Here is a 26,975-nt window from a genome sequence, read left to right as displayed (position 1 = left end):
CTTTTTCTATCGTCGGCGCACGGATTCCATGGGGTCGCCATTCCAGGCGACGGGCGATCCGTGTGCGAAAAGCGGCGGCCAGAATGCGCGCCATGAGCGAAGCCCCGTCAGGCTCGTGTTGCCGGTGAAACCACCCCCGACCAACGGTCATTGCAGGGGAATGGACGCCTCCATCGCTTTAAAGGTTCCCATCTGATGCGGCATTTGGCCAGCGCTAATCCCCGGGTGTTTGAAATTTCGCACGAGGAATGAGCGTGATTCTGACGGGGAGGCGTTGAATTGACTGCTGTTGGGCCGATGATGAATGCTTCCGGCATGCCACGCTCCTGCACCAACAGCACATTTGGCCAGCCTTTGGCCGTTGGCCCGACTTCAGGTATGATATCGCCCCTTTTTTCAATCCCCAGTCAGGCGATTTCCCATGACCCAACAGGCCGCCGAAGTCGCGAAGCGCCGCACTTTCGCAATCATTTCCCACCCCGACGCCGGTAAGACCACCATCACCGAGAAGCTCCTGCTGATGGGCAAGGCCATTGCCGTGGCCGGTACGGTGAAGTCGCGCAAGTCCGATCGCCATGCCACCTCCGACTGGATGGAAATGGAGAAGCAGCGCGGTATTTCCATCACCACCTCGGTGATGCAGTTCCCCTATCGCGAGCACATGATCAACCTGCTCGATACCCCGGGCCACGAAGACTTCTCCGAAGACACCTACCGCACCCTGACCGCCGTGGACTCGGCGCTGATGGTGCTCGACGGCGGTAAAGGCGTCGAGCCGCGGACCATCGCCCTGATGGACGTGTGCCGCCTGCGCGATACGCCGATCGTCAGCTTCATCAACAAACTCGACCGCGATATCCGCGACCCGATCGAACTGCTCGACGAGATCGAGGCGGTCCTGAAGATCAAGGCGGCACCCATCACCTGGCCGATCGGCTGCTACAAGGACTTCAAGGGCGTCTACCACCTGGCCGAGGACTACATCGTGGTCTACACCCCGGGCCATGGCCATGAGCGCACCGAAGCGAAGATCATCGAGAAGCTGGATTCCGACGAGGCCCGCGCGCACCTGGGCGACCAGTACGACGGCTTCGTCGAGCAACTGGAACTGGTCCAGGGCGCCTGCCATGAATTCGACCAGGACGAGTTCCTCAACGGCCAGCTGACCCCGGTGTTCTTCGGTACCGCGCTGGGCAACTTCGGTGTCGACCATGTGCTCGATGCGGTGGTCGACTGGGCTCCGCGCCCGCTGGCCCGGGTTGCCCACGAGCGCACCGTGGAGCCGGTGGAAGAGAAGTTCAGCGGCTTCGTGTTCAAGATCCAGGCGAACATGGACCCGAAACACCGCGACCGCATCGCCTTCATGCGCATCTGCTCGGGCAAGTACGAGAAAGGCATGAAGATGCGCCACGTGCGTACCGGCAAGGACCTGCGCATCGGCGATGCGCTGACCTTCTTCTCCTCCGAGCGCGAGCAACTGGAAGAAGCCTGGGCCGGCGACATCATCGGCTTGCACAACCACGGCACCATCCAGATCGGCGACACCTTCAGCGAAGGCGAAAGCCTGGGCTTCACCGGTATCCCGCACTTCGCCCCGGAACTGTTCCGCCGCGTGCGCCTGAAGGACCCGCTGAAATCCAAGCAGTTGCGCCAGGGCCTGCAACAGCTGGCGGAAGAGGGCGCGACCCAGGTGTTCTTCCCCGAGCGCAGCAACGACATCATCCTCGGCGCCGTTGGTGTGCTGCAGTTCGATGTGGTCGCCAGCCGCCTGAAGGAGGAATACAAGGTCGAATGCGCCTACGAGCCGATCACCGTCTGGTCGGCACGCTGGATCACCTGCGATGACAAGAAGAAGCTGGAAGACTTCAAGAACAAGGCGATGGAAAACCTCGCGGTGGACGGCGGCGGTCACCTGACCTACCTGGCGCCGACCCGGGTCAACCTGTCGCTGATGGAAGAGCGCTGGCCGGATGTGAAATTCCGCGCTACTCGCGAGCATCACTGAACCTTGAGACCTGTGGGAGGGCTGCCGGCCTCATCGCTGGCAAGCCAGCTCCCACAGGTTTCGCGGTGCACGCAGTCCCTGTGGGAGCTGGCTTGCCAGCGATGAGGCCAGTGACCCCCCCGCACCAATCAGATCAGTTACCGGCTTTTATGCTGGTCCAGATCCGCGTCCTGATCCGGTCGATCTTCGCCGGCATCGCCTCAAGCGCATACAGCTTGTCCATCACCTCTTCCCCCGGATAGATCATCGGGTTGGCCTTCAGTGCCGGATCCACCAGCCCGTCCGCCTTCAGGTTGCCGTTGGCGTATTGCACATGGTTGCTGATGTTGGCCATTACCTCCGGCTGCAGCAGGTAGTTCATGTAGGCATACCCGGCTTTTTCGTCAGGCGCGTCCGCCGGCATCGCGACCATGTCGAACCACATCGGCGCCCCTTCCTTCGGAATCGAATAGCCCACCTTCACGCCATTCTTCGCTTCCTCGGCACGGTTCTTCGCCTGCAGCACATCGCCGGAGAAGCCCACCACCACGCAAACATCGCCATTGGCCAGGTCACCGGTGTACTTCGAGGAGTGGAAGTAGCTGATATAAGGGCGCACCTTCATCAGCAGGTCCTTGGCCTTGTCGTAGTCCTTGGGATCCTGGCTGTGGTGCGGCAGGCCGAGGTAGTGCAGGGCGATCGGCAACAGCTCGGGGCCGTTGTCGAGCACCGCGACACCGCAGCTTTTCAGCTTGCCGATGTATTCGGGCTTGAAGATCAGGTCCCAGGAATCCACGGGGGCGTTGTCGCCGAGTACCGCCTTGACCTTGTCGATGTTGTAGCCGATGCCGGTACTGCCCCACAGGTACGGGAAACCGTGCTGGTTGCCCGGGTCGTTCACCTCCAGGGCCTTGAGCAGTACCGGATTGAGGTTCTTCCAGTTCGGCAACTGGCTACGGTCGAGCTTTTTCAGGGCGCCGCCCTGGATCTGGCGGGCCATGAAATGGTTGGAGGGAAACACCACGTCATAACCGGAGTTGCCGGTCATCAGCTTGCCATCGAGGGTTTCGTTGCTGTCGAAAACGTCATAGGTCGGCACGATGCCGCTGGCCTGCTGGAAGTTCTTCAGCGTGTCCGGGGCGATGTAGCTGGACCAGTTGTAGATCTTCACCGAGTCGGCCGCGCTGGCCATGGAAGCCGCCAGCATCAGGGGTGCAAGAAGGAGAGTGCGCATGTCCGGGTTACCTTTCTCTAGCTGTTGTTATCGAAGGCAGCAGGCGATCAGCGGGATCAGAAAATCAACACGTAGGTCTTGCGCACCGTTTCCTGGATATCCCAGATTCCGGTGCTGTTGGCCGGTAGCATCAGTGCATCTCCGGCTTCTATGACAAGGGGCTCGCCGCCGTCGGGGGTGAAGGTGCAGCGGCCCTTGGTTAAATGGCAGAACTCCTGTTGCACGATCTGCCGCCGCCAGCGTCCCGGCGTGCATTCCCAGATGCCGGTTTCCACCCCGTCGCTGCGTTCGACGCAGGTGACCGAGGTCACCGCGACGGGCTCGCCAAGGGGTACGGCGACCGGGCTGGAGGTTTCCAGGGCGACGCTGTCGGTGTGTTTGAACTGGGTGATGCTCATGACCGCGGGTTCCTCTGTCGGGTGATTCAGTTGATGAGGTTCAGTTCATGAAGCCCTGCATGAAATCCGCGAGCGCTCCGGCCATGCGCCGGCGCCATGGCGGGCTGGCCGGGCTGGCGAGGGTGCGGTCCTCGAAGACGAAGCTCTGGATGATGGCGTTGTAGCCGAGCCAGCGGCACGGCTCCGGCGGCCAGCTGGCGAGGCTGGACAGTGCACGGTTGTCGTGGACCCAGGGCTGGGCGGTGAGGGCGTTGTGCTGGCCGAGAATCAGCGCGGCCAGGGTGCGCCCGCCGAGGTTGGTAGCCCCGACCCCTTCGCCGCCGTAGCCACCGGCCAGGGCGATGCCGCGCTGGCGATCGCAAAGCATGTGCGGGCGGAAGCGCCGCGCCATGCCCAGGTTGCCGCCCCAGGAATGGCTGATGCGCACGTTCTTCAATTGCGGGAACAGTTCGCTGAACAGGTAGCGGCGCAGTTCGATTTCATCGTGGCTCAGGCTGAAGTCTTCGCGCAGACGCCCGCCGAAGCGATAACCACCGCGGGCGCCGAATACCAGGCGGTTGTCCCGGGTGCGCTGGCCGTAGGTGACCTGGCGGCTGTTCTCGCTGAACGCCTGGCCTTCCTTGAGACCGATCTCGTCCCATTGCGAGTCGCTCAATGGTTCGGTGGCCACCAGCAGGCTCTGCACCGGCAATTGGTGCTTGCCCAGCGGTGGCAGGCTGACGGCATAGCCTTCCACGGCAGGCACTACCCAGTGACTGCGGATGCGGGCTTGCGGAGTGCGCACCTGGCCGGGGTTCCAGTCGATGGCCGGGGTGTTCTCGTAGATCGGTACGCCGAGCTGTTCCACCGCCCGGGCCAGGCCGCGGGCGAGCTTCGCCGGCTGGATGGTCGCGGTGTGCGGGCTGTAGATCGCGCCGTAGGCATTGCTGACGCGCAACTGGCCGTCCAGTTCTTCGGGGCGCAGCCAGCGGTAGTCGTCGGCGGTCATGCCCTGGCGATAAAGATCATCGAGCCAGCCGCGCAGGCTTCGCTCCTGCTCCGGGTAGCGCGCTGCGCAGTACAGCACGCCACCCTTGCGGTAGTCGCAGTCGATGCCTTCGCGGTCGAGTACGCGGCGGGCCTCGTCGGGGATGTCGTGGAGCAGGTCGATACTGTCCCGGCGTTGGTGCGGGGACAACGTGGCAAGCAGGCGGTCTTCGCCGAGCAGGTTGCCCATCAGCCAGCCGCCATTGCGCCCCGAGGCGCCGAAGCCGGCGAACTTCGCCTCGATGATGGCGATGTTCAGGTGCGGCGCCTGCTGCTTGAGGTAGTACGCGGTCCACAGCCCGGTGTAGCCGGCACCGATGATGCACACATCGACATCCAGGTCCTGGCTCAATGCCGGGCGCGGCTCGATCGATTCGTCGAGCTGGTCCATCCACAGGCTGATCGTGCGCCAGGCTTGCATCGGTGCTGCTCCACATCGGTAAAGGTCTGGAGCCGATCCTAGTGGCGGGCAAGGCGGGCTGTCCTACGTGCGTGCACGCAGGGAAATTTGCTTCACGTAGGCCTTGGGCGACAGGCCGGTATGCTCGCGGAAACACTTGTAGAAGGCCGAGAGCGAGTTGAAACCGGCGTTGAAAGCCAGCTCATCGACGGTGGCACTGGCGGTGGTGCTGTCCAGGCGACCGAGCAGATGGTGCAGTCGGGCCTGGTTGACGTAGCGGTAGAAGCTCTGGCCAAGGACCTGGTTGAGCAGGTAGGAAATCTGGTTGCGGCTATAGCCGCTTTCCTTCGCCACCCGTTGCAGGTCCAGTTCCGGGTCGAGGTAGGGCCGCTGGCGCTGGAAATAGTGCTCCAGGTCCTGGGCCATGGTACGTAGCTGGCGAGGCGACAGGCCGAGGCGGCTGGTCGCCGGGCGCGGGCCCGAGGGCCGTGTACCTTTGACGTTCTGCTGGACCAGCGTGGCGTATTCGTTGACCCGCCAGATCAGGCCATCCTTGACCGTGATCGCCTCGCTGGCGTGGAAGGCCACCAGGCCCTCGCCACCTCGAACCGTGACCTGGTACTGGATGAAGGCGGTACAGCCATCGACGCGGATGCGGTCGCCGTGGACGATGTCCTCGCCGTCCTGGTGGGGCAGGCACACCCGCACATAGTCGCGCAGCTCGCTGTAGTCGAGAACGCGGTTCTGGAAAAAGTCGTGGTACTCGACGTCCGGGTGATACAGCGCCATCACCCCGTCGAGGTCGCGGCGCATCCAGCAATGGTGGTAGCGCAGGACGGTGTCGGCTGTGATCGGGGTCTGGCTGGGGCCGTCGGGGAGGGAAGTCATTTTTGGATAGTGCTTGAGGGCCTCATCGCTGGCAAGCCAGCTCCTACAGGGATCTATGTGCACCGCTGAACCTGTGTGAGCTGGCTTGTCGGACCGCCGCACCGCAGCGATGAGGCCGGTGAATATTGCAGAAAGCCATCTGTCGGAACGGCTTTCCCGCATTTTGCACGGTCCTCAGACGTCGATCTTCCGCCAAACCCCCGGTTTCATTGCCTGTCATCATTGGAAACATTTGGCACGCCCGCTGCACCTCCCCTCCCGTCAAAGGACCCTTTGCTCACCGGAGAGGCATACATGATCACCAACGACTATTCACCCGCTGTCGATATCCCGAATCGTTCGGGCGTGTCCTGGGCGGCGATTTTCGCCGGGGCCGCAGCTGCTGCGGCGTTGTCATTGATTCTCGTCGTGCTCGGCGCAGGTCTCGGCTTCGCCGCCACCTCGCCCTGGGCCGACGAGGGCGCCAGCGCCAAGGCGCTGGGCATCTCGACCATCGTCTGGCTGTTGCTGACCCAGATCATCGCCTCCGGCTTCGGTGGCTACATCGCCGGTCGGCTGCGGGTGAAGTGGGCCAGCCTGCACGCTGACGAGGTGTACTTCCGCGACACCGCCCATGGCTTCCTGGCCTGGGCCGTGGCCACGCTGATCACGGCGGCGATGGTGCTGGGCACGGCGGGCAGCCTGGCCAGTGCCGGTGCGCACACCGCTGCTACGGCCGGGGCCACTGCGGTCAGTGCCTCAGCCAGCAATAACAACGATGCCGATCCGATGGGGTACTTCGTCGACACCCTGTTCCGCAGCGAAGGCCCGGCCCCGGTCAGCGATGACGCAGCCAATGCCGTGGCGGCGCGGATTCTCGGGCGGGCCATCGTCGATGACAGCCTGGTGCCGGAAGACCGTGCTTACCTGGCGCAACTGGTAGCGCAGCGGACCCGCCTGACCCAGGCCGAGGCCGAAGCCCGCGTGGACCAGGTATTCGCGCAGGTTCAACAGGCCAAGGTGCAGGCCAAGCAGGTGGCGGATGCAGCAGCGAAAGCGGCGGCCTGGACGGCGCTGTGGACCTTTGTCGGTCTGCTGTGCGGGGCGTTCTTCGCCAGCCTGGCGGCGCTGTATGGCGGTCGTCGTCGCGACCAGGTGCAATGGGTTGAAGTAGACGGTGCGGGTTATGTGGCCCGGACTGCGCCGATTCGTTGAGATAAGAGGAGAGACATCATGCGTTCATTACTGCTGTGGTTCCTGGGTGTACCGATTCCTGTGATCATCCTGATCGCGCTGTTCATGCATTGAACACCGACCCTGTGGGAGCTGGCTTGCCAGCGATTTGGCCGGCACTGACGAAGAGGTTGTCAGGTCGGGCCTCATCGCTGGCAAGCCAGCCCCCACAGGGTTTTGTGTTGTCAGGTCAAAGGAACTGCTCGGCGTAATGGCAGGCCACCTGCCTGGTTTCTACCCTGCGAAACGCCGGCACTTCCTTCGCACAGCGTTCCGTCGCATACGGACAACGCTTGTGGAACGCGCAGCCATCCGGCGGATTCAGCGGGTTGGGCAATTCTCCGGCAATCCTGATCTTAGGCTTGGACGGATCCGGATGAATCGTCGGTGTCGCCGACAGCAGCGCCTGGGTATAGGGGTGCAGCGGCTTCTCGTAGATCGCCTCCTTCGGCCCCATTTCCGCCGGCCGGCCGAGATACATCACCAGCACCTCGTCCGCGACATGCCGCACTACCGCCAGGTTGTGCGAGATGAACACGTAGGCGGTGTTGAACTCCTTTTGCAGGTCCATGAACAGGTTGAGTACCTGGGCCTGGATCGACACGTCCAGGGCCGAGGTGGGCTCGTCCGCCACCAGCACCTTCGGTTGCAGCATCATGGCCCGGGCCAGGGCGATACGCTGGCGCTGGCCCCCTGAGAACATGTGCGGGTAGCGCTGGTAGTGCTCGGGGCGCAGGCCGACCTGCTGCATCATGGCCTGGACCTTTTCCCGCCGCTGTTCCTTGGACAACGAGGTGTTGATCAGCAGCGGCTCGGCCAGTTGGTCACCGATTTTCTGCCGTGGGTTGAGCGAGGCATACGGGCTCTGGAAGACCATCTGCACATCGCGGCGCAACTGCTTGCGCTCGCGCTTGCTGGCGCCGTTGACCTCCTGCCCGGCGATCTGCAGCGAGCCGGACGACGGCTCCTCGATCAGGGTCAGGGCCCGGGCCAGGGTGGACTTGCCGCAGCCGGACTCGCCGACCACGGCCAGGGTCCTGCCGGCTTCCAGCTCGAACGACACGCCGTTCAGCGCGCGGACCGTGGCGTGGCCCTTGAACAGGCCCCGGGAGACTTCGTAGTGACGGGTCAGCTCACGTGCGGTCAGGACAACGCTCATCACGCCACCTCCTGGTTCAGCGGGTAGAAGCAGCGGGCCAGGCTGTGGGCCTGGGGATCGAGACCGGGACGTTGCTGGCGGCAGTTGTCGCGCACGTAAGGGCAGCGCGGCGAGAGCAGGCAGCCGGTGGGCCGGTCATAGCGCCCGGGGACGATGCCGGGCAGGGTGGCCAGGCGCTCGGCGCCCAGGCTGTGCTCGGGAATGGCCTTGAGCAGCGCTTCGCTGTAGGGATGGGCCGGCACATCGAACAGCTGCGGCACCTGGCCCACCTCCACGGCCTGGCCAGCGTACATCACGCAGACCCGCCGGGCGGTTTCGGCGACGACGGCGAGGTCGTGGGTGATAAGAATCAGGGCCATATCCCGCTCTTTCTGCAGGTTCAGCAGCAACTCCATGATCTGCGCCTGGATGGTCACGTCCAAGGCGGTGGTGGGTTCGTCGGCGATCAGCAGCTTCGGCTCGCCGGCGATCGCCATGGCGATCGCCACGCGCTGGCTCATGCCGCCGGAGAGCTGGTGCGGATAGGCATCGAGGCGGCTTTCCGGAGCCGGGATCTCGACCTTCCTCAGCAGTTCCAGGGCACGCTGGCGGGCGGCCTTGCCGCGCAGGCCGAGGTGCTGGCGCAGCACTTCCTCAATCTGGAAGCCCACGGTGTAGCTGGGGTTGAGGGCGGTCATCGGGTCCTGGAAGACCATCGCAATGTCCTTGCCGACCACCTTGCGCCGCTGGCGGCCGCTGATCCTGAGCATGTCGTTGCCGTCGAAGCCGAGCTGGTCGGCGCTGATGCGCCCGGGCGGGTCGATCAGGCCCATCAGGGCCATCATGGTCACCGATTTGCCGGAGCCGGACTCGCCGACGATGGCCAGCACCTCGCCCTTGTCCACGTCGAGGTCGAGGCCGTCCACCACCGGCACGGCATCGGCGTCGCCGAAGCGCACGTTGAGATTGCGGATTTGCAGAAGTGACATGGGCTTCTCCTCAGGCGGCATTCTTGAGTTTCGGGTCCAGCGCATCGCGCAGCCCGTCGCCCATCAGGTTGATTGCCAGCACGCTGAGCAAAATGGTCAGGCCCGGCAGGCTTACGACCCACCAGGCACGTTCGATGTAGTCGCGGGCCGAGGCCAGCATGGTTCCCCATTCCGGGGTCGGCGGCTGCACGCCCAGGCCGAGGAAGCCCAGCGCGGCGGCATCGAGGATCGCCGAGGAGAAACTCAGGGTGGCCTGCACGATCAGCGGCGCCATGCAGTTGGGCAGCACGGTGACGAACATCAGCCGCGGCAGGCTGGCGCCGGCCAGGCGGGCGGCGGTGACGTAGTCGCGGTTCAGCTCGCCCATCACCGCGGCGCGGGTCAGGCGCACGTACGACGGCAGCGAGACGATGGCGATGGCGATCACGGTATTGACCAGGCCAGGGCCGAGGATGGCAACGATGGCCACGGCCAGCAGCAGCGAGGGCAGGGCCAGCATCACGTCCATCAGGCGCATGATCGCTGCACCGACGGCATTGGGGAAGAAGCCCGCCAGCAGGCCCAGGATGATCCCGGGGATCAGCGAAATGAGTACCGACGACAGGCCGATCAGCAGCGACAGGCGCGAACCCTGGATCAGCCGCGAGAGCAGGTCGCGGCCCAGTTCGTCGGTGCCGAGGATGAACTGCCAGTTGCCGCCTTCGAGCCACACCGGCGGGGTCAGCAGGAAGTCGCGGTATTGCTCGCTGGGGCTGTGTGGCGTGACCCAGGGGGCGAACAGCGCGCAGAAGACGATCAGGCACATGAACAGCAGGCCGGCCACCGCGCCCTTGTTGCGCGAGAAGGCTTGCCAGAATTCCTTGTACGGCGACGGGTAGAGCAGGCTCTGGTCGATGGCTGGAGCCGGGTTTGGAGCGGGAGTATTCATGACGGCGGCCTCAGCGCTGGTGACGGATGCGTGGGTTGGCCAGGCCGTAGAGGATGTCCACGACGAAGTTGACCAGGATGACCAGGCAGGCGATCAGCAGGATGCCGTTCTGGACCACGGGGTAGTCACGGGCGCCGATGGCTTCGATCAGCCACTTGCCGATGCCCGGCCAGGAAAAGATGGTTTCGGTGAGCACTGCACCGGCGAGCAGGGTGCCGACCTGCAGGCCGAACACCGTCAGTACCGGAATCAGCGCGTTGCGCAGGCCGTGGACGAAGACCACCCGGGCCGGCGACAGGCCCTTGGCCCTGGCGGTGCGGATGTAGTCCTCGCGCAGGACTTCTAGCATCGACGAACGGGTCATCCGCGCGATCACCGCCAGGGGAATGGTGCCCAGGACGATGGCCGGCAGGATCAGGTGCATCAGCGCATCCTTGAACGCGCCGGGTTCATCGGCGAGCAGGGTGTCGATGAGCATGAAGCCGGTCTTCGGCTCGATGTCGTAGAGCAGGTCGATGCGCCCGGAAACCGGAGTCCAGCCCAGGCTCACGGAGAAGAACATGATCAGGATCAGGCCCCACCAGAAGATCGGCATCGAATAGCCGGTGAGGGACAGGCCCATCACCCCGTGGTCGAACAGCGAACCGCGCTTGAGCGCGGCGATGACCCCGGCGAGTACGCCGATGACCCCGGCGAACAGCAGCGCCGCCAGGGCCAGTTCGAGGGTGGCGGGAAACAGCGCGAGGAACTCGTGCCACACGCTTTCGCGGGTGCGCAGCGATTCGCCGAGGTCGCCCTGGGACAGCTTGCCGATGTAGTCCAGGTACTGCTCGGGCAAGGGCTTGTTCAGGCCCAGCCGTTCCATGGCCTGTGCGTGCATTTCAGGGTCGACCCTGCGCTCGCCCATCATCACTTCCACCGGGTCCCCCGGTATGAGCCGTATGAGGGCGAAGGTCAGCAAGGTAATGCCGAAAAAGGTCGGGATCAGCAATCCCAGACGCCGGGCAATGAAACTCAACATCGTGTGGTGTTCCTCGTCAGCCGGTAAGGCGCGTGCCCGCTTTTCCCGGGTGGGGTTGGGCGGGCGTTCTTGTTCTACTTCACCTGGGTAGTAGCGAAGTTGTTATTGGTCAGGGGGCTGATGATGTAGCCCTCGACGTTCCGGCGCATGGCCGTGAACATCTTCGGATGGGCCATGGTTATCCACGGCCGGTCCGCATCGTACACGGCCAGGGCCTCCTTATAGAGTGCTTCTCGCTGTTGCGGATCGATCACCTGGCGAGCCCGGTTGATCAGCGCGTCGAACCGTTCATTGCACCAACGAGCATAGTTCTCGCCGTTCTTCACCGCCTCGCAACTGAGCAGCGGGGTCAGGAAGTTATCCGGGTCGCCGTTGTCGCCGGCCCATCCGGTGGACACCAGGTCGTGCTCGCCGTTCTTCGCGCGGCGCAGCATTTCTGCCCATTCCATGACGCGGATATCCAGTTTCAGGCCGATCTGCTTGAGGTCGGCCTGGAGCATTTCGGCGCTCAGGCGCGGATTGGGGTTGGTCATGCCGCCGCCATTGCGGGTGAACAGGGTCAGCCGGGCGCCTTCCGGCACACCGGCTTCCTTGAGTAGGGCACGGGCCTTGTCGAGGTCGCGGGGCGGGTTCCGATTGTCGTGGTTGTAGCCGGGCAGGGTCGGCGGGTACGGGTTGACCGCCAGCACCGCGTTGCCCTGGCCGAACAACTGGTCGATATGGCTCTGGCGATCAAAGGCGATATCGATTGCCTTGCGCACCCGCACGTCCTTGAGCAGGGGATGCTCGGTGTTCATCGCCACGTAGCCGATGATCAGCGCCTCCAGTTCGGCCACCTTGAGCATCGGGTCCTGCTTGATCGAGGGGACGTCGTCGGGCTTGGGATAGACGGCGACCTGGCATTCGTTGGCGCGCAGTTTCTGCAGGCGCACGTTGTTGTCGGGAGTGATGGCGAAGACCAGGGTTTCGCTGGGCGGCGCACCGCGGAAGTAGTCCGGGTTGGCCTTGTAGCGGACCTGGGCGTCCTTGATATAGCGCTGGAAGATGAACGGGCCGGTGCCGACCGGTTTGCTGTTGAGGTCGCCGGTTTTGCCCGCCTTGAGCAACTGGTCACCGTACTCGGCCGAGTAGATCGAGGTGAAGGCCATGGCCAGGTCGCGCAGGAACGGGGCCTGGGGCTGGGTCAGGGTGAAGACCACGGTGTGGTCGTCGGTCTTCTCCACGCTCTTGAGCAATTTGCCGAAGCTCATGCCTTCGAAATAGGGAAAGCCGATGCTGGTCTTGTCATGCCAGGGATGCCCGGGGTCAAGCTGGCGGTGGAAGCTCCAGAGCACATCGTCGGCGTTCATGTCCCGGGTCGGGGTGAACCAGGGCGTGGTGTGGAACTTGACGCCCCTGCGCAGGTGGAAGGTGTAGGTGAGGCCGTCTTCGCTGATGTCCCAGCGTTCGGCCAGGGATGGCTGGATCTCGGTGGTGCCGGGCTTGAAGTCCACCAGGCGGTTGAACAGGGTCTCGGCCGCGGCATCGGCGGTGACGGCGGTGGTGTACTGGACCATATCGAAGCCTTCCGGGCTGGCTTCGGTGCAGACCACCAGCGGGCGCGCCAGAAGCCCCGTCGAGGCGCCCAGCAGCAGGGCCGCGAGCGCGGCGTGCAGGGTCAGGTTTTTCATCGGCATATCCTTTGTCGTCTCCTGCCCGGGGAGCGGGCGCCTGGGCGATCGCCCCCGGGACCTGCTTAAAGAATGTTGAACGGAATGGTGGTCACGATGCGGAATTCATCGAGATTGCCATCGATCTGTTCGCGACTGGCGCGGTGCGCAGTGTAATAGGCGCGGATATTGGTCGCCTGCAGCGGCCCGCTCTGCACCACGTAGCTGGCCCCGAGGGACCATTCCCGGTGATGTTCGCCATCGAGGTTGCGTACATCGTAGCCGTTGCCCTTGTAGTGGGTGCCGTCGATGCCCCAGCCGCGGGCGGTGTAGGCATTCAGGCGCAGGCCCGGCACGCCGAAGCCGGCCATGTCCAGGGCGTAGCCGACCTGGAACGACTTCTCGTTGGGCCCGTTGTAATCGGAGAACAGCGAGTTGGCGAGGAAGATCGCATTGGTGTCGTGCACGTAATCGAAGTACTCGTCGCCGTTCACCTGCTGGTAGGCCAGGGTCAGGCTGTGGGCCTGGTGCGCCAGGGTGAAGGACAGGCTGAAGGTGTCGTTGTCGATCGTCCCCAGTTTTGCCGAGCCGGTGTCGCGGGTGCCGTACCAGTTGAACCCGGTGGTCAGGGCCAGGGTGCCCTTGTCTCCCAGGTCGTGGGACGCGCCGAAGTAGTACTGGTTCCAGATGTCCTCGACATGGCCGAAGTACAGGCTGGTGGTCAGGCTGCGCAACGGCTGGTAGTTGAGGCCGGCCAGGCTGACCCGGTCGGCTTCGGCGCCCAGTGCCGAATACTCGGTGGTGAACCTGCTCTTGCCCTGTTCGGTGCGGGTCGAGACCCGTTCGAAGGTGCCGAGGTCGAAGGACAGGTTGTCGAATTCGGCGCTGTGCAGGGCGACGCCATCGAAGCTCGACGGCAAAGCGCGGTTTCCGATGTAGGCGAACACCGGCGTGTTGATCGACTGCCGACCGGCGACCAGGGTGGTGTTGGAGATGCGTGCCTGCAGGTTGGCCAGGCCGAGTTTGCTCCACTGGCCGATGACATCGCCATCGCCGTGGGTCAGGGTGCGGTTGTTCGGCCCGGCGACCCGGGCGCGGCCGCGCTCCAGGGCCAGCGCGTGGTAGCCGGCGACCTGGGTGGCGAAACCGACGGTGCCCTGGGTGAAGCCCGAGCTATAGTCGAGAACGGTACCTTGCACCCAGTTGTCGCGGCTGTGGGTTTCGCGGCGGCTGCCGTCGCTTTTGTAGTAGCGGAACAGCGGGCCCTTGGTCGCTCGCTCGCGGGCATACCAGTTGCGCGTCCAGCCGGACAGGCTCTGGTCTTCGATGAAACCGTTGGATTCGGCCTGGGCACTGTTTTCCTTGAGCGTCAGCGGCAGGTAGTCCTGGCTGGTGGCGTCGGCCTGGACAAGGCCGGACAGGCCGCCAAGGGAAAGGGCGATTACGGTGGTGATTCGTTTCAAGGCGATGCTTCCTTTCTTGTTCTTCTTGGTGTGCCGGCGGGCCTCGCGGACCCGGCGGCCAATGCGGTGGATCGTGGCCGGTGGGCGTCGATCCGGCTGGCAGTGGTCAGTCGATGCCGACGTCGCGGAACGTGGTCTTGCCGAACGGGCTCACCAGGTAGTCCTTCACCCGCGTGCTTACCGGCTGGCTGACGGTGGAGTGGGCGATCGGGGTGATCGGTACGTTCTGCTTGATGTACTGCTGGGCCTGGCGATACAGCTCGCTGCGCTGCTCGCGGTCGTTGGTGCCCTTGGCTTTCTTCATCAGCGCGTCGTATTCCGGGTCGCACCACATGGAATGGTTATGGCTGCCGATGGCGTCGCAGCTGTACAGGGTGCCCAGCCAGTTGTCCGGGTCACCGTTGTCACCGGTCCAGCCGATCAGGAGGGTGTCGTGTTCACCGTTCTTGGCGCGCTTGAGGTACTCGCCCCATTCGTAGCTGACGATGTTCACCTTCAGCCCGAGCTTGCCCCAGTCGTCCTGGAGGATCTGCGCCATCAGCCGCGCGTCGGGGTTGTAAGGGCGCTGCACGGGCATGGCCCAGAGGGTGATCTCGGTACCTTCCTTGACCCCGGCGTCGCGCAGCATCTGCCGGGCCTTTTCCAGATCGCGGGGCGCATCGACGATGCTCTCGTCATACGACCACTGGGTCGGAGGCATGGTGTTGACCGCCACCTGGCCGGCACCCTGGAATACGGTCTTGATGATCGCTTCCTTGTTCACCGCCATGTCCAGCGCCTGGCGGACTTCCAGTTGGTCGAACGGCTTGTGCCGGGTGTTGTAGGCGATATAGCCGAGGTTGTAGGCGGGCTTCTCGATCAGGTTGATGTTCTCGTCGCTGCGCAGGGCCTCGAGGTCGGCGGGACGTGGATGGATGCTCACATGGCATTCGCCCTTGCGCAGCTTTTGTACGCGGACTGACGGATCGACGTTGATCGAATAGATCAGGTTGTCCAGCCTGACCTGCTCGGGGGCCCAGTAGTCGGTGTTGCCGCGGTAGCGGATCTGGGTGTCCTTCTGGTAGCGGGTGAACACGAAGGGGCCGGTGCCGATGGGCTTGTGGGTGATGTCCGAGGGGGTGCCGCGGGCCAGCAGGTGTTCGGCGTATTCGGCCGAGAGAACCGAGGCGAAGCTCATGGCCAGGTTCTGCAGCAGTGTCGCGTCGGGGTGGTTGAGGGTGAAGGACACGCTCATCGGGCCGGTCTTTTCCACCTTGGCGATGGTCTTGTCCATGCCCATGGCGCTGAAGTATGGAAACACAGTGCCGTAGGCCATGCGGAAGGGGTGGGTCGGGTCGAGCATGCGGTTGAAGGTGAACACCACGTCGTCGGCGTCGAACTCGCGGCTCGGGGTGAAACCGGCATTGCTGTGGAACTTCACCCCGGGACGCAGGTTGAAGGTGTACACCAGGCCGTCGTCTGAGATGGTCCAGTCGGTGGCCAGGGACGGTTGAATGCCCGTGGCCCCGCGTTCGAACTCCACCAGGCGGTTGTACAGCGGTTCGGACACGTCGTTGTCGGTACCGCTCTGGTATTGCGCGGTGTCGAAGCCCGAGGGGCTGCCTTCCGAGCAGAACACCAGGTTGCCCTTGGCCAGGCCGAAGGGCGAATGGGCCAGCAGACCGGCTCCGAGCAAGGCGGCGAAGAGAGACGTCTTACGCATGGGAATTCCCTGTCTTGTCGTCGTTATTGAAGTTTTCCGCGGCGCGTGGCGAATCCTCGCTCACGCGTCACGGCACCGGTCCCAAGGTAAGTGGGTAAAAGGCGTCCGACGAGGTACACAGGGAGCAAGTTTGGGTGGGAGTTTTCCGGCTGAGTTGAGGAAATTTCAGACAGGTGTAGGAGCTGGCAAGCCAGCTCCTACACCGGGGTTTATGGCTTCACGCTGACGCCGTAGAAGTCATTGAGGGCGAAGGGGCTGATCTTGAAGTCCTTGACGCTGTTGCGCATCGGCTGGTAGACCGTGGAGTGGGCGATCGGCGTGATCGGCACCTGGTCCTTGAGGATGTGCTGGGCCTGCTTGTACAGCTCGGTGCGCTTGGCCTGGTCGGGAATGCGCTTGGCCGCCTTCACCAGCTTGTCGTAGTCGGCGTTGCACCAGTGGGAGAAGTTGTTGCCGTTGACCGCATCGCAGCCGTAGAGGGTGCCGAGCCAGTTGTCCGGGTCACCGTTGTCGCCGCTCCAGCCGATCAGCATGGCGCCGTTCTCGCCGTCCTTGGCGCGCTTGATGTACTCGCCCCATTCGTAGCTGACGATGCGCGCCTTGATGCCGATCTTCGCCCAGTCGGACTGGATCATCTCGGCCATCAACTTGGCATTGGGGTTGTACGGGCGCTGTACCGGCATGGCCCACAGGGTGATCTCGGTACCCTCCTTGACGCCGGCCTCCTTGAGCAACGCCTTGGCCTTATCGACGTTGTATTCGGTGCCCTTGATGGTGTCGTCGTACGACCACTGGGTCGGCGGCATGGCGTTGACTGCCAGTTCGCCCGCACCCTGGTACACCGAATCGATGATCTGCTGCTTGTTCACCGCCATGTCCAGGGCCTGGCGCACCTTGAGCTGGGCCATGGGGTTGGGCTCGTTGCTGCCCTTGATCTTGTCCATCACGTTATAGGCGATGTAGCCGAGGTTGAAGCCGGCCTGGTGCGGCATCTGCAGGTTCGGGTCGGCCTTTAGCGCCTCGAGGTCGGCAGGACGGGGGAAGAGAGTGATCTGGCACTCGTTCTTCTTCAGTTTCTGCATGCGCACCGAAGCGTCGGTGGTGATGGCGAAGATCAGGTTGTCGATCTTCACCTCGTCGGGCGACCAGTAGTCCTTGTTGCCCTTGAAGCGGATCTGCGCGTCCTTCTGGTATTTGCTGAACACGAAAGGACCGGTGCCGATCGGCTTCTGGTTGATGTCCGCGGCCTTGCCCTGCTTGAGCAACTGTTCGGCGTATTCGGCGGACTGGATCGAGGCGAAGCTCATGGCAATGTTCTGGATGAACGCGGCGTCGACTTCGTTGAGGATGAATTTGACGGTGTGCTCGTCGACTTTCTGCACCTGCTTGATGTTCGCGTCCATGCCCATGTCGGTGAAGTACGGGAACTCGGTAGGGTAGGCCTTGCGGAACGGCATGTCCTTGTCGAGCATGCGGTTGAAGGTGAACAGCACGTCGTCGGCGTTGAAGTCGCGGGTGGGCTTGAAGTAGTCGGTGGTATGGAACTTGACCCCTTCGCGCAGGTGGAAGGTGTAGGTCAGGCCGTCATCGGAAACGTCCCAGCTGGTGGCCAGCCCCGGGATGACCTGGGTACCGCCGCGCTCGAACTGGGCGAGGCGGTTGAAGACGGTTTCCGAGGACGCGTCGAAGTCGGTACCGGTGGTGTACTGGCTCGGGTCGAAGCCGGCAGGGCTGCCTTCGGAGCAGTAGACCAGGTTGGAAGCGGCCTGGGCGGCCGGCGTAGCGGCGAGCAGACCTGCGCCGACAAGGAACGGAATGACTGCGGTTTTCAGCATGGTGGCCTCATTGTTGTCATTGTGATCTGAGGGCGGCCTTGTGAGCCGACCCGCGGATACTTATGCAGGTACTGGACCTGGTGCAACGCTTGAGGATAGCTTCTGACAGTAATTTCGGAACGTTCGTACAAGGATGTCGCGTTTGTGTAAATTTTGCCGAGTTGAACGTTTGCTGCTGAAGGATCGCTGAAGATTTTTAGACTTTCAGTGAGCTTGAGGGCCTCATCGCTGGCAAGCCAGCTCCCACAGGGGCCGCATGCACCGCGGGCCTTGTGGGAGCTGGCTTGCCAGCGATGAGGCCCTCCAGGGCAATGGAAATGGGCCGGCCATGCACCGGCCCAAGGTCATTCAGGGCATCTGCACTTCAATGGTGCCATCGGCATTGACGCTGACCTGCGTCGTCCCCGCCTCGACCTGCGGCGAAGGCGCCGCCTCGGCATCCATGCTGGCTTTCATCATCATCGGTGCACGCTGGTACGGCTGTGGATAACCACTGCTGTTGAGGTTCAGGCTGACCACCTTGTAGCCCTTGCCACCCAGCGCTTCGGTGGCGATCTGCGCCCGTGCCTTGAAGGCATCGACCGCGTCCTTGATCAGTGCGTCCTCGCTGGTCTTGCGCGTGGCCGGGGCGATGGCGAAGTCCATGCCGCCCATCTTCAGTTGTTGCAGCAGTTCGCCGGTCAGTTTGGACAGGGCAGGGAAGTCGCCGCTTTCCAGGCGCAGTTCGGCGCGCTCGCGCCAGCCGGTGATCTTCTGACCCTTGTCGTCATAGATCGGGTAGGCGTTGCGGCTGCCTTGGCTGATCTTCACATCCTTGACCTGGCGCGCCTGTTCCAGCGCCTTGTTGAGGGTGGTGGTGATCTCGGCGGCGAGCTTGGCCGGGTCGGTGTTCTGCGCTTCGCTGTAGAGGGTCACGACCATCAGGTCGCGGGCGACTTCCTTGCTCGCTTCGGCGCGCAGGGAAATCTGGTTGTAACGCGGCTCGTCCGCCAGAACGGGAAGGCTGGCCAGCAGGCTGGCGACCAGCAGGGCCTTGGCGCTACGGCTTGGGGTATTCATGTGCGGCTCCTTGAAAAATGGGCGTGGCCGGTACCATCCTGTGCACCACGCAGACTCGATCAGACCTTGAAAGTAGCACCAAGGTTCCAAATGGCTATCATTTAACCGGCCTGCGGTGTGGCGAGTTGCCGCATCGCTGCAGTCCAGGACGTCCCTTCGGTATACTTCGCCACGGTTTACCTGGAGCACTCATCAGGAGAGCTCATGCTCGCCCCGGTCAAAATGCAAATGTTGTCTGCCACCCGCCAGAACCTCTGGCGCCTTACGTTCATCCGTACCCTGGTACTGGCGGCCCAGGCCGGTTCGGTGGCGGTCGCCTACTGGACCGAACTGCTGCCGCTGCCCTGGCTGGCGCTGAGCGTCACCCTTGGTTTTTCCATGGTGCTCTGCCTGGTGACCGCCCTGCGCCTGCGCGCCTCGCTGCCGGTCACCGAGCTGGAATACGCCGTGCAGCTGGCCTGCGACCTGCTGATCCACAGCGCCCTGCTGTACTTTTCCGGCGGCTCGACCAACCCCTTCGTTTCCTATTACCTGGTACCGCTGGCGATCGCTGCGGTTACCCTGCCGTGGGTCTATTCGCTGATCCTTTCCGGCATCGCCCTGGTTGCCTACACCTTGTTGCTGGTGCAGTTCTATCCGCTGGATACCTTCCCCATGGCCAGGGAAAAGATGCAGATCTACGGCATGTGGCTGAGCTTCGCCCTGGCGGCAGCGGTCATTACTTTCTTTGCCGCGAAGATGGCCGAGGAATTGCGTCGCCAGGAAGCCTTCCAGGCCCAGCGTCGCGAAGAAGGCCTGCGCGACCAGCAACTGCTGGCCGTGGCCACCCAGGCGGCCGGCGCCGCCCACGAACTGGGCACACCGCTGGCGACCATGAGCGTGTTGCTCAACGAGATGCGCCAGGATCACACCGACCCCCTGCTGCAAGAGGACCTGGCGGTGTTGCAGGAGCAGGTCAAGCAGTGCAAGCACACCCTGCAGCAACTGGTCCGCGCTGCCGAGGCCAACCGGCGCATGGCGGTGGAAGAGCAGCCGGTGACCTTCTGGATGGACGAGGCGCTGAACCGCTGGCACCTGATGCGTCCGGAAGCCAGCTATCGCTTCCAGCGCCTCGGCCAGGGGCTGGTGCCACACCTGGCGCCGCCACCCGACCTGACCCAGGCCTTGCTGAACCTGCTGAACAACGCCGCCGATGCCTGCCCCGACGGGCTTGAGGTGCAGCTCGACTGGGATGCCACGGATATCGTCATCAGCATCCGCGATCACGGCCCCGGCGTACCGGTGGCCATTGCCGAGCAGATCGGCAAACCCTTCTTTACCACCAAGGGCAAAGGCTTCGGTCTTGGCCTGTTCCTGAGCAAGGCCAGCGTTACCCGTGCTGGCGGCTCGGTAAAACTCTATAGTCACGAAGAGGGCGGTACGCTGACCGAGCTGCGCCTGCCCCGTGACGCGCGAGGAGACGTGTGATGAGTGATGAAATCCAGGTTGAAGGTGAAGACCTGCCGCACCTGCTGCTGGTCGACGACGATGCGACCTTTACCCGGGTGATGGCCCGGGCCATGGCTCGCCGCGGTTTTCGCGTCAGCACCGCCAGTTCCGCAGACGCCGGGTTGTTGATCGCCCAGCAGGACGTTCCCGACTACGCTGCGCTGGACCTCAAGATGGACGGCGACTCGGGCCTGGTCCTGCTGCCCAAGCTGCTGGAGCTGGACCCGGAAATGAAGGTGGTGATCCTTACCGGTTACTCCAGCATCGCCACTGCCGTCGAAGCCATCAAGCGCGGCGCCTGCAACTACCTGTGCAAGCCGGCGGATGCCGATGACGTAGTGGCGGCGCTGTTGTCCCAGCACGCGGACCTGGACACCCTGGTGCCGGAAAACCCGATGTCGGTGGACCGCTTGCAATGGGAGCACATCCAGCGCGTGCTGACCGAGCACGAAGGCAACATTTCCGCCACGGCCCGCGCCCTGGGCATGCACCGTCGGACCTTGCAGCGCAAGTTGCAGAAGCGGCCGGTTCGTCGCTGAGGCCTTCACTGCCCTTGAGGGCCTCATCGCTGGCAAGCCCGCTCCCACAGGGAGGTCCCTGTGGCCTGCCAGCGATGAGGCCCTCAAAATCGCCTAAATTCCGGCATTTCATCCACAAACCCCCATCCCTGAGCCCTGCACTGGCGTATCATTGGTCGCCTGTCGCCAGGCCCACGGAAATTGCCCCGCATGCTCGCCCTCTTCATCCAGACCCTGAACATCACCGCCCCGGTGTTCGCGATGCTGTTCATGGGTGTGCTGCTGCGCCGCATCGATGCGATCAACGACAACTTCATCCAGGTTGCCTCGTCCCTCGTCTTCAACGTCTGCATGCCGTCGCTGCTGTTCCTCGGCATCTACCACGCCGACCTCGACGCGGCGGTCAATCCCGGCCTGCTGCTTTACTTCATCGCCGCCACCTTCGGCAGTTTTGCCTTGGCCTGGCTGATTGCCATCTGGCGTTGTCCCAAGGAAGATCGCGGCATCTACACCCAGGGCTCGTTTCGGGGCAACAACGGTGTGATCGGCCTGGCCCTGGCGGCCAGCATGTACGGCGACTATGGCATTTCCCTCGGCGCGATCCTCGCCGGCCTGGTGATCCTGCTTTACAACTCGCTGTCGGTGGTGGTGCTGGCGGTCTACAGCCCGACGGTCAAGTCGGACCCGTGGAGCATCTTCAAGAGCATCCTGCGCAACCCGCTGATCATCAGCGTGCTGCTGGCGACGCCAATGGCCTATGCCAAGGTGGCGCTGCCCAACTGGCTGCTGACCTCCGCCGACTACATCGCCCAGATGACACTGCCGCTGGCGCTGATCTGCATCGGCGGCACCCTGTCCCTGGCGTCATTGCGCGCCAGCGGTCGGATGGCCGTGAGCGCAAGCCTGGTGAAGATGGTCTGGCTACCCGTGATATTTACCTTCGGCGGCTGGCTATGCGGCTTTCGCGGGGCGGAACTGGGCATCCTGTTCCTTTATATTGGCAGCCCGACGGCAGCGGCCAGCTATGTGATGGCCCGCTCGTCCAATGGCAACCATGAATTGGCGGCATCGATCATCGTGATCACCACCCTTGCCGCCGCTGTGACAACGAACATCGGAATATTCCTATTGCAGTGGGGCGGATGGATCTAGATCCTTCGCTCGCAAAACAACGCCAACACTGCCTCTCACGTCCGAGGACACTTCATGCAAGACCAGATCACGCCCGAGCGTTTGCATCGCGGCCTGAAGAATCGCCATATCCAGCTGATCGCCCTGGGCGGGGCGATCGGCACCGGCCTGTTCCTGGGGATCGCCCAGACCATCCAGATGGCCGGTCCCTCGGTGCTGCTGGGCTATGCCATTGCCGGCCTGATCGCCTTCTTCATCATGCGCCAGCTCGGCGAGATGGTGGTCGAGGAGCCGGTTTCCGGCACCTTCAGTCACTTCGCCCACAGCTACTGGGGACCGTTCGCCGGCTTCATGTCCGGCTGGAACTATTGGGTGCTCTACGTCCTGGTGGGCATGGCCGAACTGACCGCCGTGGGTATCTACGTGCAGTACTGGTGGCCGGATTTCCCGACCTGGGCCACGGCGGCGGTGTTCTTCGTCATCATCAACCTGATGAACGTCAGCCAGGTAAAGGTCTATGGCGAGATGGAGTTCTGGTTCGCCCTGATCAAGGTGGCAGCCATCCTCGGCATGATCGGCTTCGGTGGCTACCTGCTGCTCAGCGGCAATGGCGGTCCGGACGCCAGCGTTGCCAACCTGTGGCAGCATGGCGGCTTCTTCCCCAATGGTGTTACCGGGCTGATGATGGCCATGGCCGTGATCATGTTCTCCTTTGGAGGCCTGGAGCTGGTGGGCATCACCGCCGCCGAGGCCGATAACCCGCGCCACAGCATTCCGCGGGCGACCAACCAGGTGATCTACCGCATCCTGCTGTTCTATGTGGGTGCGCTGGCGGTACTGCTGGCGTTGTACCCGTGGCAGAAAGTGGTCGATGGCGGCAGTCCGTTCGTGATGATCTTCCATGACCTGGACGCCAATGTCGTGGCCACGGTGCTCAACCTGGTGGTCCTGACTGCAGCACTGTCGGTGTACAACAGCTGCGTGTATTGCAACAGCCGCATGCTGTTCGGCCTGGCGACCCAGGGCGATGCGCCGAAGTCGCTGCTCAAGGTCAACGCCAAGGGTGTGCCGCTGGCGGCCCTGGGCATTTCCGCGCTGGCCACGGGGCTGTGCGTGCTCATCAACTACTTCATGCCCCGCGAAGCCTTCGGCCTGCTGATGGCGCTGGTGGTGTCGTCGCTGGTGATCAACTGGGGGATCATCAGCATCACCCACTTGAAGTTCCGCAAGGCCAAGGCTGCGGCCGGCCAGGATACCTTCTACAAGAGCCTGGGCCATCCGCTGACCAACTACCTGTGCCTGGCCTTCCTGGCCTTCATCCTGGTGGTAATGTGGCAGACCGAGGGCATCCGTATTTCCGTGGAGCTGATCCCGGTCTGGCTGCTCGTGCTGTGGGTGGTCTACAAACTGACCAAGGGGCGCAAGGCCCAGGCCTGACGCACCTTGCCGCGGAGGTGATCGATCAGTCCTGTTGCCAGGCGTCGATCACTTCCTGAGCCGCGCGGAACGCATCGATCGCCGCCGGCACGCCCGCATAGACTGCGCAATGCAGCAGGGCTTCGCGAATCTCTTCTACCGTACAGCCATTGTTCAGCGCGCCACGCACGTGGCCCTTGAGTTCCTGCGGGCATTTCAGCGCGGTCAGGGCGGCGAGGGTGATCAGGCTGCGGGTCTTCAGTGGCAGGCCTTCGCGGCTCCAGACACTGCCCCAGGCGTGTTCGTTGACGAACTCCTGCAGCGGCGCGGTGAACTCGGTGGCATTGCCCAGCGCGCGATCGACGAACACGTCGCCCATGACCTGGCGGCGAACCTGTTCGCCGGTTTTCTTCGTCTCACCCATGTTGTTTTCCTTAGTGTTGGCGGCGCCAGGCGCGCAAGGTCGTATAGGTCAGCAATACGGCGAGCGCTGGCAGGACATAGAACAGCATCAACTGCTCCAGGCGATTGGCCAGCGGCATGCCGGTGGTAAAGGCCACCACGTGCAGGCCGTAGGCCAGATACAGGCAGAGGAACACCAGGCCCTCGACGCGGGTGACCCGGTAGCCGGAATAGAACACCGGCAGGGTCAGCAGGGCGACGCCGAGCATCACCGGGAGGTCGAAGTCCAGCGCATTGGGCGAGATCGATAGCGGTTCCGGGGCCAGCACCGCAGTCAGGCCAAGCACTGCGAGCAGATTGAAGAGGTTGCTGCCGATCACGTTGCCCACGGCAATTTCCCGTTCGCCACGAATCGCCGCGATCAGCGAGGTCGCCAGTTCCGGAAGCGACGTGCAGACCGCGACCACGGTCAGGCCTATCACCCGTTCCGACAGGCCCAGGTCGGTGGCCACCTCGACCGCGGCTTCCAGCAACAGGTGCCCGGCCAGGCTGAGCAGGCCGAGCCCGAGCAGCATCAGCAGCAGGCTGCCGAACCAGAAGCCGATGCCCCGGTCGACTCGCGGGTTGGGTGCCGGGTAAGTCCGCGCGTAATGCCGCGATTGATGCCAGAGGATGGCGAGGTATGCCGCCAGTCCGGCCAGCAGCAACGCGCCTTCCCAGCGCCCGAGTACCTTGTTCAGGGCCAGCAGGTAGACCGCCACGCTAGCAGCGATCATCAGCGGGATGTCCAGGCGTACCAGTTGCCGTGACACCCGCAGCGGAATGATCAGCGCCGCCAGGCCAAGTATCACCAGGACATTGAAGATATTGCTGCCGATCACGCTGCCCACCGCCACATCGGGCGCGCCGGTGTAGGCCGCCTGCAGGCTGACGGTGAGTTGCGGCGCGCTGCTGCCGAAGGCCACCAGGCTCAGGCCGATGATCAGCGGGCGCACGTGCAGGCTGGCGGCGATACGCAGGGCTGCACGCACCAGCAGTTCGGCGCCAAGAATCAGAAGGATCAGGCCGCTGGCCAATTGCAGCAGGCTGAAGGTGGGTAAAGCGGCCAGGTCGAAAATGGTCGTGCTCCAGAAAACCGGTCAGTCGCTCAGGCTTTGTACCCGGACTCGCGCCGTTCCGCTACGGATCATGTCCAGTTGCTGGGCCGCAGCCTTGGAAAGGTCGATCAGGCGGCCACGGGTATGGGGGCCGCGATCATTGATGCGGACCACGACGCTGCGCTCGTTTTTCAGGTTGGTCACCAGGACCCGGGTACCGAAGGGCAGGGTGCGGTGGGCGGCAGTCAGGCCATGCTGGTTGAACGGCTCGCCGCTGGCGGTGCGTTTGCCGTGATGGCGGGAACCATAGAAGGAGGCGGTGCCGGTTTCATCGTAGCCGCGAGGGTCGATATCGTGGCTGGCACAGCCGGCGAGGAGAGTGAACAGCGCCAGGGCGCTTAAAGGACGCCACATGTATGTCTGATGCTCCGTGGGGGGGCTAATCGCTGCGGTGCGGCGGTCCGACAAGCCAGCTCCCACAAGGTCCGCGTACACCGTCGATCCTGTGGGAGCTGGCTTGCCAGCGATTGGGGCAATACGAATTACCCTTCGAGCTTGCTCTTGAGCAACTGGTTCACCTGTTGCGGGTTGGCCTTGCCCTTCGAGGCCTTCATCGCCTGGCCGACGAAGAAGCCGAACATCTTGCCGCGCTTGGCTTCGTCCGCCGCACGGTATTGCTCGACCTGCTCGGCGTTGGCTGCAAGAACCTCGTCCAGCACCTTCTCGATCGCACCGCTATCGGTAACCTGCTTCAGGCCGCGGGCCTCGATGATCTGGTCGGCATCACCTTCACCCGCCGCCATCGCTTCGAACACGGTCTTGGCGATCTTGCCGCTGATGGTGTTGTCGCGAATGCGCAGCAGCATGCCACCCAGTTGCTCGGCGCTGACCGGCGCCTGGTCGATCTCGACACCCAGCTTGTTCAGCAGGCTGCCCAGTTCCACCATCACCCAGTTGGCCGCCAGCTTGGCGTCGCCGCCGATGGCCGCGACCTTCTCGAAGTACTCCGCCTGCTCGCGGCTGGAAGCCAGCACGTTGGCATCGTAGGCCGACAGGCCGTACTGGCTCTGGAAACGCTCCACTTTCTGTGGCGGCAATTCCGGCAGGGTGGCACGCAGGTCGTCGAGGTACGCCGACTCGATCACCACTGGCAGCAGGTCCGGGTCGGGGAAGTAACGGTAGTCGTTGGCCTCCTCCTTGCTGCGCATGGAGCGGGTCTCGTCCTTGTTCGGATCGTACAGGCGGGTTTCCTGGATGACCTTGCCACCGTCCTCGATCAGGTCGATCTGGCGCTGCACTTCGCTGTTGATCGCACGCTCGATGAAGCGGAACGAGTTGACGTTCTTGATCTCGCAGCGAGTGCCGAACTCGGCCTGGCCCTTCGGCCGGATCGACACGTTGCAGTCGCAACGCAGCGAGCCTTCGGCCATGTTGCCGTCGCAGATGCCCAGGTAGCGGACCAGGGCGTGGATCGCCTTGACGTAGGCCACGGCTTCCTTGGCGCTGCGCATTTCCGGCTCGGAAACGATTTCCAGCAATGGCGTGCCGGCGCGGTTCAGGTCGATGCCGGTGGAGCCGCTGAAGTCTTCGTGCAGGCTCTTGCCGGCGTCTTCTTCCAGGTGCGCGCGGGTGATGCCGATGCGCTTGACGGTGCCGTCCTCAAGGGCGATGTCCAGGTGGCCCTTGCCGACGATCGGCAGCTCCATCTGGCTGATCTGGTAGCCCTTGGGCAGGTCCGGGTAGAAGTAGTTCTTGCGCGCGAACACGTTGTGCTGGCCGATCTCGGCGTCGATGGCCAGGCCGAACATGCAGGCCATGCGCACTGCTTCCTGGTTGAGCACCGGCAGTACCCCGGGCATGCCCAGGTCGATCAGGCTGGCCTGGGTGTTCGGCTCGGAACCGAAGGTGGTGGCGCTGCCGGAGAAAATCTTCGACTGGGTGGCGAGCTGGGTATGAATCTCCAGCCCGATCACAACTTCCCATTGCATGTGTCTGTT

The 26,975-nt window shown here is 63.5% G+C and carries 23 protein-coding genes; 6 read left to right on the top strand and 17 right to left on the bottom strand.

Features of this window, described 5'->3' with window-relative positions:
• Positions 1-421 precede the first annotated feature (421 nt).
• Positions 422-2,005, top strand: a complete 1,584-nt coding sequence (locus CSV86_RS20345) for a peptide chain release factor 3 (RefSeq protein ID WP_009398140.1) — start codon at positions 422-424, stop codon at positions 2,003-2,005.
• 133 nt (positions 2,006-2,138) lie between these two features.
• Here CSV86_RS20345 and CSV86_RS20340 read toward each other — a convergent pair whose 3' ends face one another.
• The 4 genes from CSV86_RS20340 to CSV86_RS20325 form a co-directional block, all read right to left on the bottom strand.
• Positions 2,139-3,218: a polyamine ABC transporter substrate-binding protein gene (locus CSV86_RS20340; protein WP_009398142.1), complete on the bottom strand. Its 1,080-nt coding sequence runs from the start codon at positions 3,216-3,218 to the stop codon at positions 2,139-2,141.
• A 56-nt stretch (positions 3,219-3,274) separates the two neighbouring features.
• Positions 3,275-3,616, bottom strand: a complete 342-nt coding sequence (locus tag CSV86_RS20335) for a cupin domain-containing protein (RefSeq protein ID WP_009398144.1) — start codon at positions 3,614-3,616, stop codon at positions 3,275-3,277.
• Between the two features lie 40 nt (positions 3,617-3,656).
• Positions 3,657-5,063, bottom strand: a complete 1,407-nt coding sequence (locus CSV86_RS20330; protein WP_009398146.1) for an NAD(P)/FAD-dependent oxidoreductase — start codon at positions 5,061-5,063, stop codon at positions 3,657-3,659.
• 63 nt (positions 5,064-5,126) lie between these two features.
• Entirely contained in the window at positions 5,127-5,930 is an 804-nt protein-coding gene (locus tag CSV86_RS20325; RefSeq protein ID WP_009398148.1) for a helix-turn-helix domain-containing protein, read from the bottom strand.
• A 294-nt stretch (positions 5,931-6,224) separates the two neighbouring features.
• Here CSV86_RS20325 and CSV86_RS20320 point away from each other — a divergent pair, with 294 nt between their 5' ends.
• Entirely contained in the window at positions 6,225-7,124 is a 900-nt protein-coding gene (locus CSV86_RS20320) for a hypothetical protein (RefSeq protein ID WP_009398150.1), read from the top strand.
• 208 nt (positions 7,125-7,332) lie between these two features.
• On the opposite strand, the gene CSV86_RS20315 is transcribed toward CSV86_RS20320, so the two are convergent.
• The 9 genes from CSV86_RS20315 to CSV86_RS20275 all read right to left on the bottom strand — a co-directional run bounded on the left by CSV86_RS20315 (position 7,333) and on the right by CSV86_RS20275 (position 18,926).
• The gene (locus CSV86_RS20315) at positions 7,333-8,301 is read right to left on the bottom strand and encodes a peptide ABC transporter ATP-binding protein (protein WP_009398152.1); all 969 of its coding nucleotides are present in this window, start codon (positions 8,299-8,301) and stop codon (positions 7,333-7,335) included.
• Positions 8,301-9,269 (bottom strand): ABC transporter ATP-binding protein, encoded by a 969-nt coding sequence (locus CSV86_RS20310; RefSeq protein WP_009398155.1) that lies wholly within the window; start codon positions 9,267-9,269, stop codon positions 8,301-8,303. The genes CSV86_RS20315 and CSV86_RS20310 overlap by 1 nt, the downstream gene beginning before the upstream one ends.
• 10 nt (positions 9,270-9,279) lie before the next feature.
• Complete coding sequence (locus tag CSV86_RS20305; protein WP_009398157.1) at positions 9,280-10,197, bottom strand: ABC transporter permease subunit; 918 nt, start codon at positions 10,195-10,197, stop codon at positions 9,280-9,282.
• Positions 10,198-10,207: 10 nt separating this feature from the next.
• Positions 10,208-11,218 carry an ABC transporter permease subunit gene (locus CSV86_RS20300; protein WP_009398159.1) on the bottom strand — a complete coding sequence of 337 codons (1,011 nt, stop codon included), beginning with the start codon at positions 11,216-11,218 and terminating at the stop codon, positions 10,208-10,210.
• 74 nt (positions 11,219-11,292) lie between these two features.
• Positions 11,293-12,888, bottom strand: coding sequence for an ABC transporter substrate-binding protein (locus CSV86_RS20295; RefSeq protein WP_009398160.1), 1,596 nt, complete (start codon positions 12,886-12,888; stop codon positions 11,293-11,295).
• A 65-nt stretch (positions 12,889-12,953) separates the two neighbouring features.
• A complete protein-coding gene (locus CSV86_RS20290; RefSeq protein ID WP_009398161.1) occupies positions 12,954-14,330 on the bottom strand; it encodes an OprD family outer membrane porin in 1,377 nt (458 codons plus the stop codon).
• Between the two features lie 106 nt (positions 14,331-14,436).
• The gene (locus CSV86_RS20285) at positions 14,437-16,032 is read right to left on the bottom strand and encodes an ABC transporter substrate-binding protein (RefSeq protein ID WP_009398162.1); all 1,596 of its coding nucleotides are present in this window, start codon (positions 16,030-16,032) and stop codon (positions 14,437-14,439) included.
• Positions 16,033-16,241: 209 nt separating this feature from the next.
• Positions 16,242-17,867 (bottom strand): ABC transporter substrate-binding protein, encoded by a 1,626-nt coding sequence (locus tag CSV86_RS20280; RefSeq protein ID WP_009398163.1) that lies wholly within the window; start codon positions 17,865-17,867, stop codon positions 16,242-16,244.
• 348 nt (positions 17,868-18,215) lie between these two features.
• Entirely contained in the window at positions 18,216-18,926 is a 711-nt protein-coding gene (locus tag CSV86_RS20275) for an SIMPL domain-containing protein (RefSeq protein WP_009398164.1), read from the bottom strand.
• Positions 18,927-19,130: 204 nt separating this feature from the next.
• Here CSV86_RS20275 and CSV86_RS20270 point away from each other — a divergent pair, with 204 nt between their 5' ends.
• The 4 genes from CSV86_RS20270 (at position 19,131) to CSV86_RS20255 (ending at position 23,500) form a co-directional block, all read left to right on the top strand.
• Positions 19,131-20,393: an ATP-binding protein gene (locus tag CSV86_RS20270; protein WP_009398165.1), complete on the top strand. Its 1,263-nt coding sequence runs from the start codon at positions 19,131-19,133 to the stop codon at positions 20,391-20,393.
• Entirely contained in the window at positions 20,393-20,953 is a 561-nt protein-coding gene (locus tag CSV86_RS20265; RefSeq protein WP_009398167.1) for a response regulator transcription factor, read from the top strand. The genes CSV86_RS20270 and CSV86_RS20265 overlap by 1 nt, the downstream gene beginning before the upstream one ends.
• Positions 20,954-21,142: 189 nt before the next feature.
• On the top strand, positions 21,143-22,084 hold the full coding sequence (locus tag CSV86_RS20260) for an AEC family transporter (protein ID WP_009398169.1): 942 nt from the start codon (positions 21,143-21,145) through the stop codon (positions 22,082-22,084).
• Between the two features lie 54 nt (positions 22,085-22,138).
• A complete protein-coding gene (locus CSV86_RS20255) occupies positions 22,139-23,500 on the top strand; it encodes an amino acid permease (RefSeq protein ID WP_009398170.1) in 1,362 nt (453 codons plus the stop codon).
• Positions 23,501-23,525: 25 nt separating this feature from the next.
• On the opposite strand, the gene CSV86_RS20250 is transcribed toward CSV86_RS20255, so the two are convergent.
• The 4 genes from CSV86_RS20250 to gatB all read right to left on the bottom strand — a co-directional run bounded on the left by CSV86_RS20250 (position 23,526) and on the right by gatB (position 26,966).
• The gene (locus tag CSV86_RS20250) at positions 23,526-23,903 is read right to left on the bottom strand and encodes a carboxymuconolactone decarboxylase family protein (protein WP_009398171.1); all 378 of its coding nucleotides are present in this window, start codon (positions 23,901-23,903) and stop codon (positions 23,526-23,528) included.
• 10 nt (positions 23,904-23,913) lie between these two features.
• Positions 23,914-24,966: a calcium/sodium antiporter gene (locus tag CSV86_RS20245; RefSeq protein WP_512700231.1), complete on the bottom strand. Its 1,053-nt coding sequence runs from the start codon at positions 24,964-24,966 to the stop codon at positions 23,914-23,916.
• A gap of 54 nt (positions 24,967-25,020) precedes the next feature.
• On the bottom strand, positions 25,021-25,392 hold the full coding sequence (locus CSV86_RS20240; protein WP_009398175.1) for a septal ring lytic transglycosylase RlpA family protein: 372 nt from the start codon (positions 25,390-25,392) through the stop codon (positions 25,021-25,023).
• Positions 25,393-25,520: 128 nt separating this feature from the next.
• Positions 25,521-26,966, bottom strand: coding sequence for an Asp-tRNA(Asn)/Glu-tRNA(Gln) amidotransferase subunit GatB (gene gatB, locus CSV86_RS20235; RefSeq protein ID WP_009398177.1), 1,446 nt, complete (start codon positions 26,964-26,966; stop codon positions 25,521-25,523).
• Positions 26,967-26,975: the final 9 nt, after the last annotated feature.

This window comes from Pseudomonas bharatica CSV86 (assembly GCF_000319305.2).
Lineage (GTDB): Bacteria > Pseudomonadota > Gammaproteobacteria > Pseudomonadales > Pseudomonadaceae > Aquipseudomonas > Aquipseudomonas bharatica.
Note: the sequence above shows the minus strand (reverse complement) of the source record. Positions and strands in the feature narration are given on the sequence as shown.

Coding starts and splice junctions, on each gene's coding strand:
- CSV86_RS20345 (WP_009398140.1), top strand. CDS start 422: ATGACCCAACAGGCCGCCGAAGTCGCGAAGCGCCGCACTTTCGCAATC.
- CSV86_RS20340 (WP_009398142.1), bottom strand. CDS start 3,218: ATGCGCACTCTCCTTCTTGCACCCCTGATGCTGGCGGCTTCCATGGCC.
- CSV86_RS20335 (WP_009398144.1), bottom strand. CDS start 3,616: ATGAGCATCACCCAGTTCAAACACACCGACAGCGTCGCCCTGGAAACC.
- CSV86_RS20330 (WP_009398146.1), bottom strand. CDS start 5,063: ATGCAAGCCTGGCGCACGATCAGCCTGTGGATGGACCAGCTCGACGAA.
- CSV86_RS20325 (WP_009398148.1), bottom strand. CDS start 5,930: ATGACTTCCCTCCCCGACGGCCCCAGCCAGACCCCGATCACAGCCGAC.
- CSV86_RS20320 (WP_009398150.1), top strand. CDS start 6,225: ATGATCACCAACGACTATTCACCCGCTGTCGATATCCCGAATCGTTCG.
- CSV86_RS20315 (WP_009398152.1), bottom strand. CDS start 8,301: ATGAGCGTTGTCCTGACCGCACGTGAGCTGACCCGTCACTACGAAGTC.
- CSV86_RS20310 (WP_009398155.1), bottom strand. CDS start 9,269: ATGTCACTTCTGCAAATCCGCAATCTCAACGTGCGCTTCGGCGACGCC.
- CSV86_RS20305 (WP_009398157.1), bottom strand. CDS start 10,197: ATGAATACTCCCGCTCCAAACCCGGCTCCAGCCATCGACCAGAGCCTG.
- CSV86_RS20300 (WP_009398159.1), bottom strand. CDS start 11,218: ATGTTGAGTTTCATTGCCCGGCGTCTGGGATTGCTGATCCCGACCTTT.
- CSV86_RS20295 (WP_009398160.1), bottom strand. CDS start 12,888: ATGAAAAACCTGACCCTGCACGCCGCGCTCGCGGCCCTGCTGCTGGGC.
- CSV86_RS20285 (WP_009398162.1), bottom strand. CDS start 16,032: ATGCGTAAGACGTCTCTCTTCGCCGCCTTGCTCGGAGCCGGTCTGCTG.
- CSV86_RS20280 (WP_009398163.1), bottom strand. CDS start 17,867: ATGCTGAAAACCGCAGTCATTCCGTTCCTTGTCGGCGCAGGTCTGCTC.
- CSV86_RS20275 (WP_009398164.1), bottom strand. CDS start 18,926: ATGAATACCCCAAGCCGTAGCGCCAAGGCCCTGCTGGTCGCCAGCCTG.
- CSV86_RS20270 (WP_009398165.1), top strand. CDS start 19,131: ATGCTCGCCCCGGTCAAAATGCAAATGTTGTCTGCCACCCGCCAGAAC.
- CSV86_RS20265 (WP_009398167.1), top strand. CDS start 20,393: ATGAGTGATGAAATCCAGGTTGAAGGTGAAGACCTGCCGCACCTGCTG.
- CSV86_RS20260 (WP_009398169.1), top strand. CDS start 21,143: ATGCTCGCCCTCTTCATCCAGACCCTGAACATCACCGCCCCGGTGTTC.
- CSV86_RS20255 (WP_009398170.1), top strand. CDS start 22,139: ATGCAAGACCAGATCACGCCCGAGCGTTTGCATCGCGGCCTGAAGAAT.
- CSV86_RS20250 (WP_009398171.1), bottom strand. CDS start 23,903: ATGGGTGAGACGAAGAAAACCGGCGAACAGGTTCGCCGCCAGGTCATG.
- CSV86_RS20240 (WP_009398175.1), bottom strand. CDS start 25,392: ATGTGGCGTCCTTTAAGCGCCCTGGCGCTGTTCACTCTCCTCGCCGGC.
- gatB (WP_009398177.1), bottom strand. CDS start 26,966: ATGCAATGGGAAGTTGTGATCGGGCTGGAGATTCATACCCAGCTCGCC.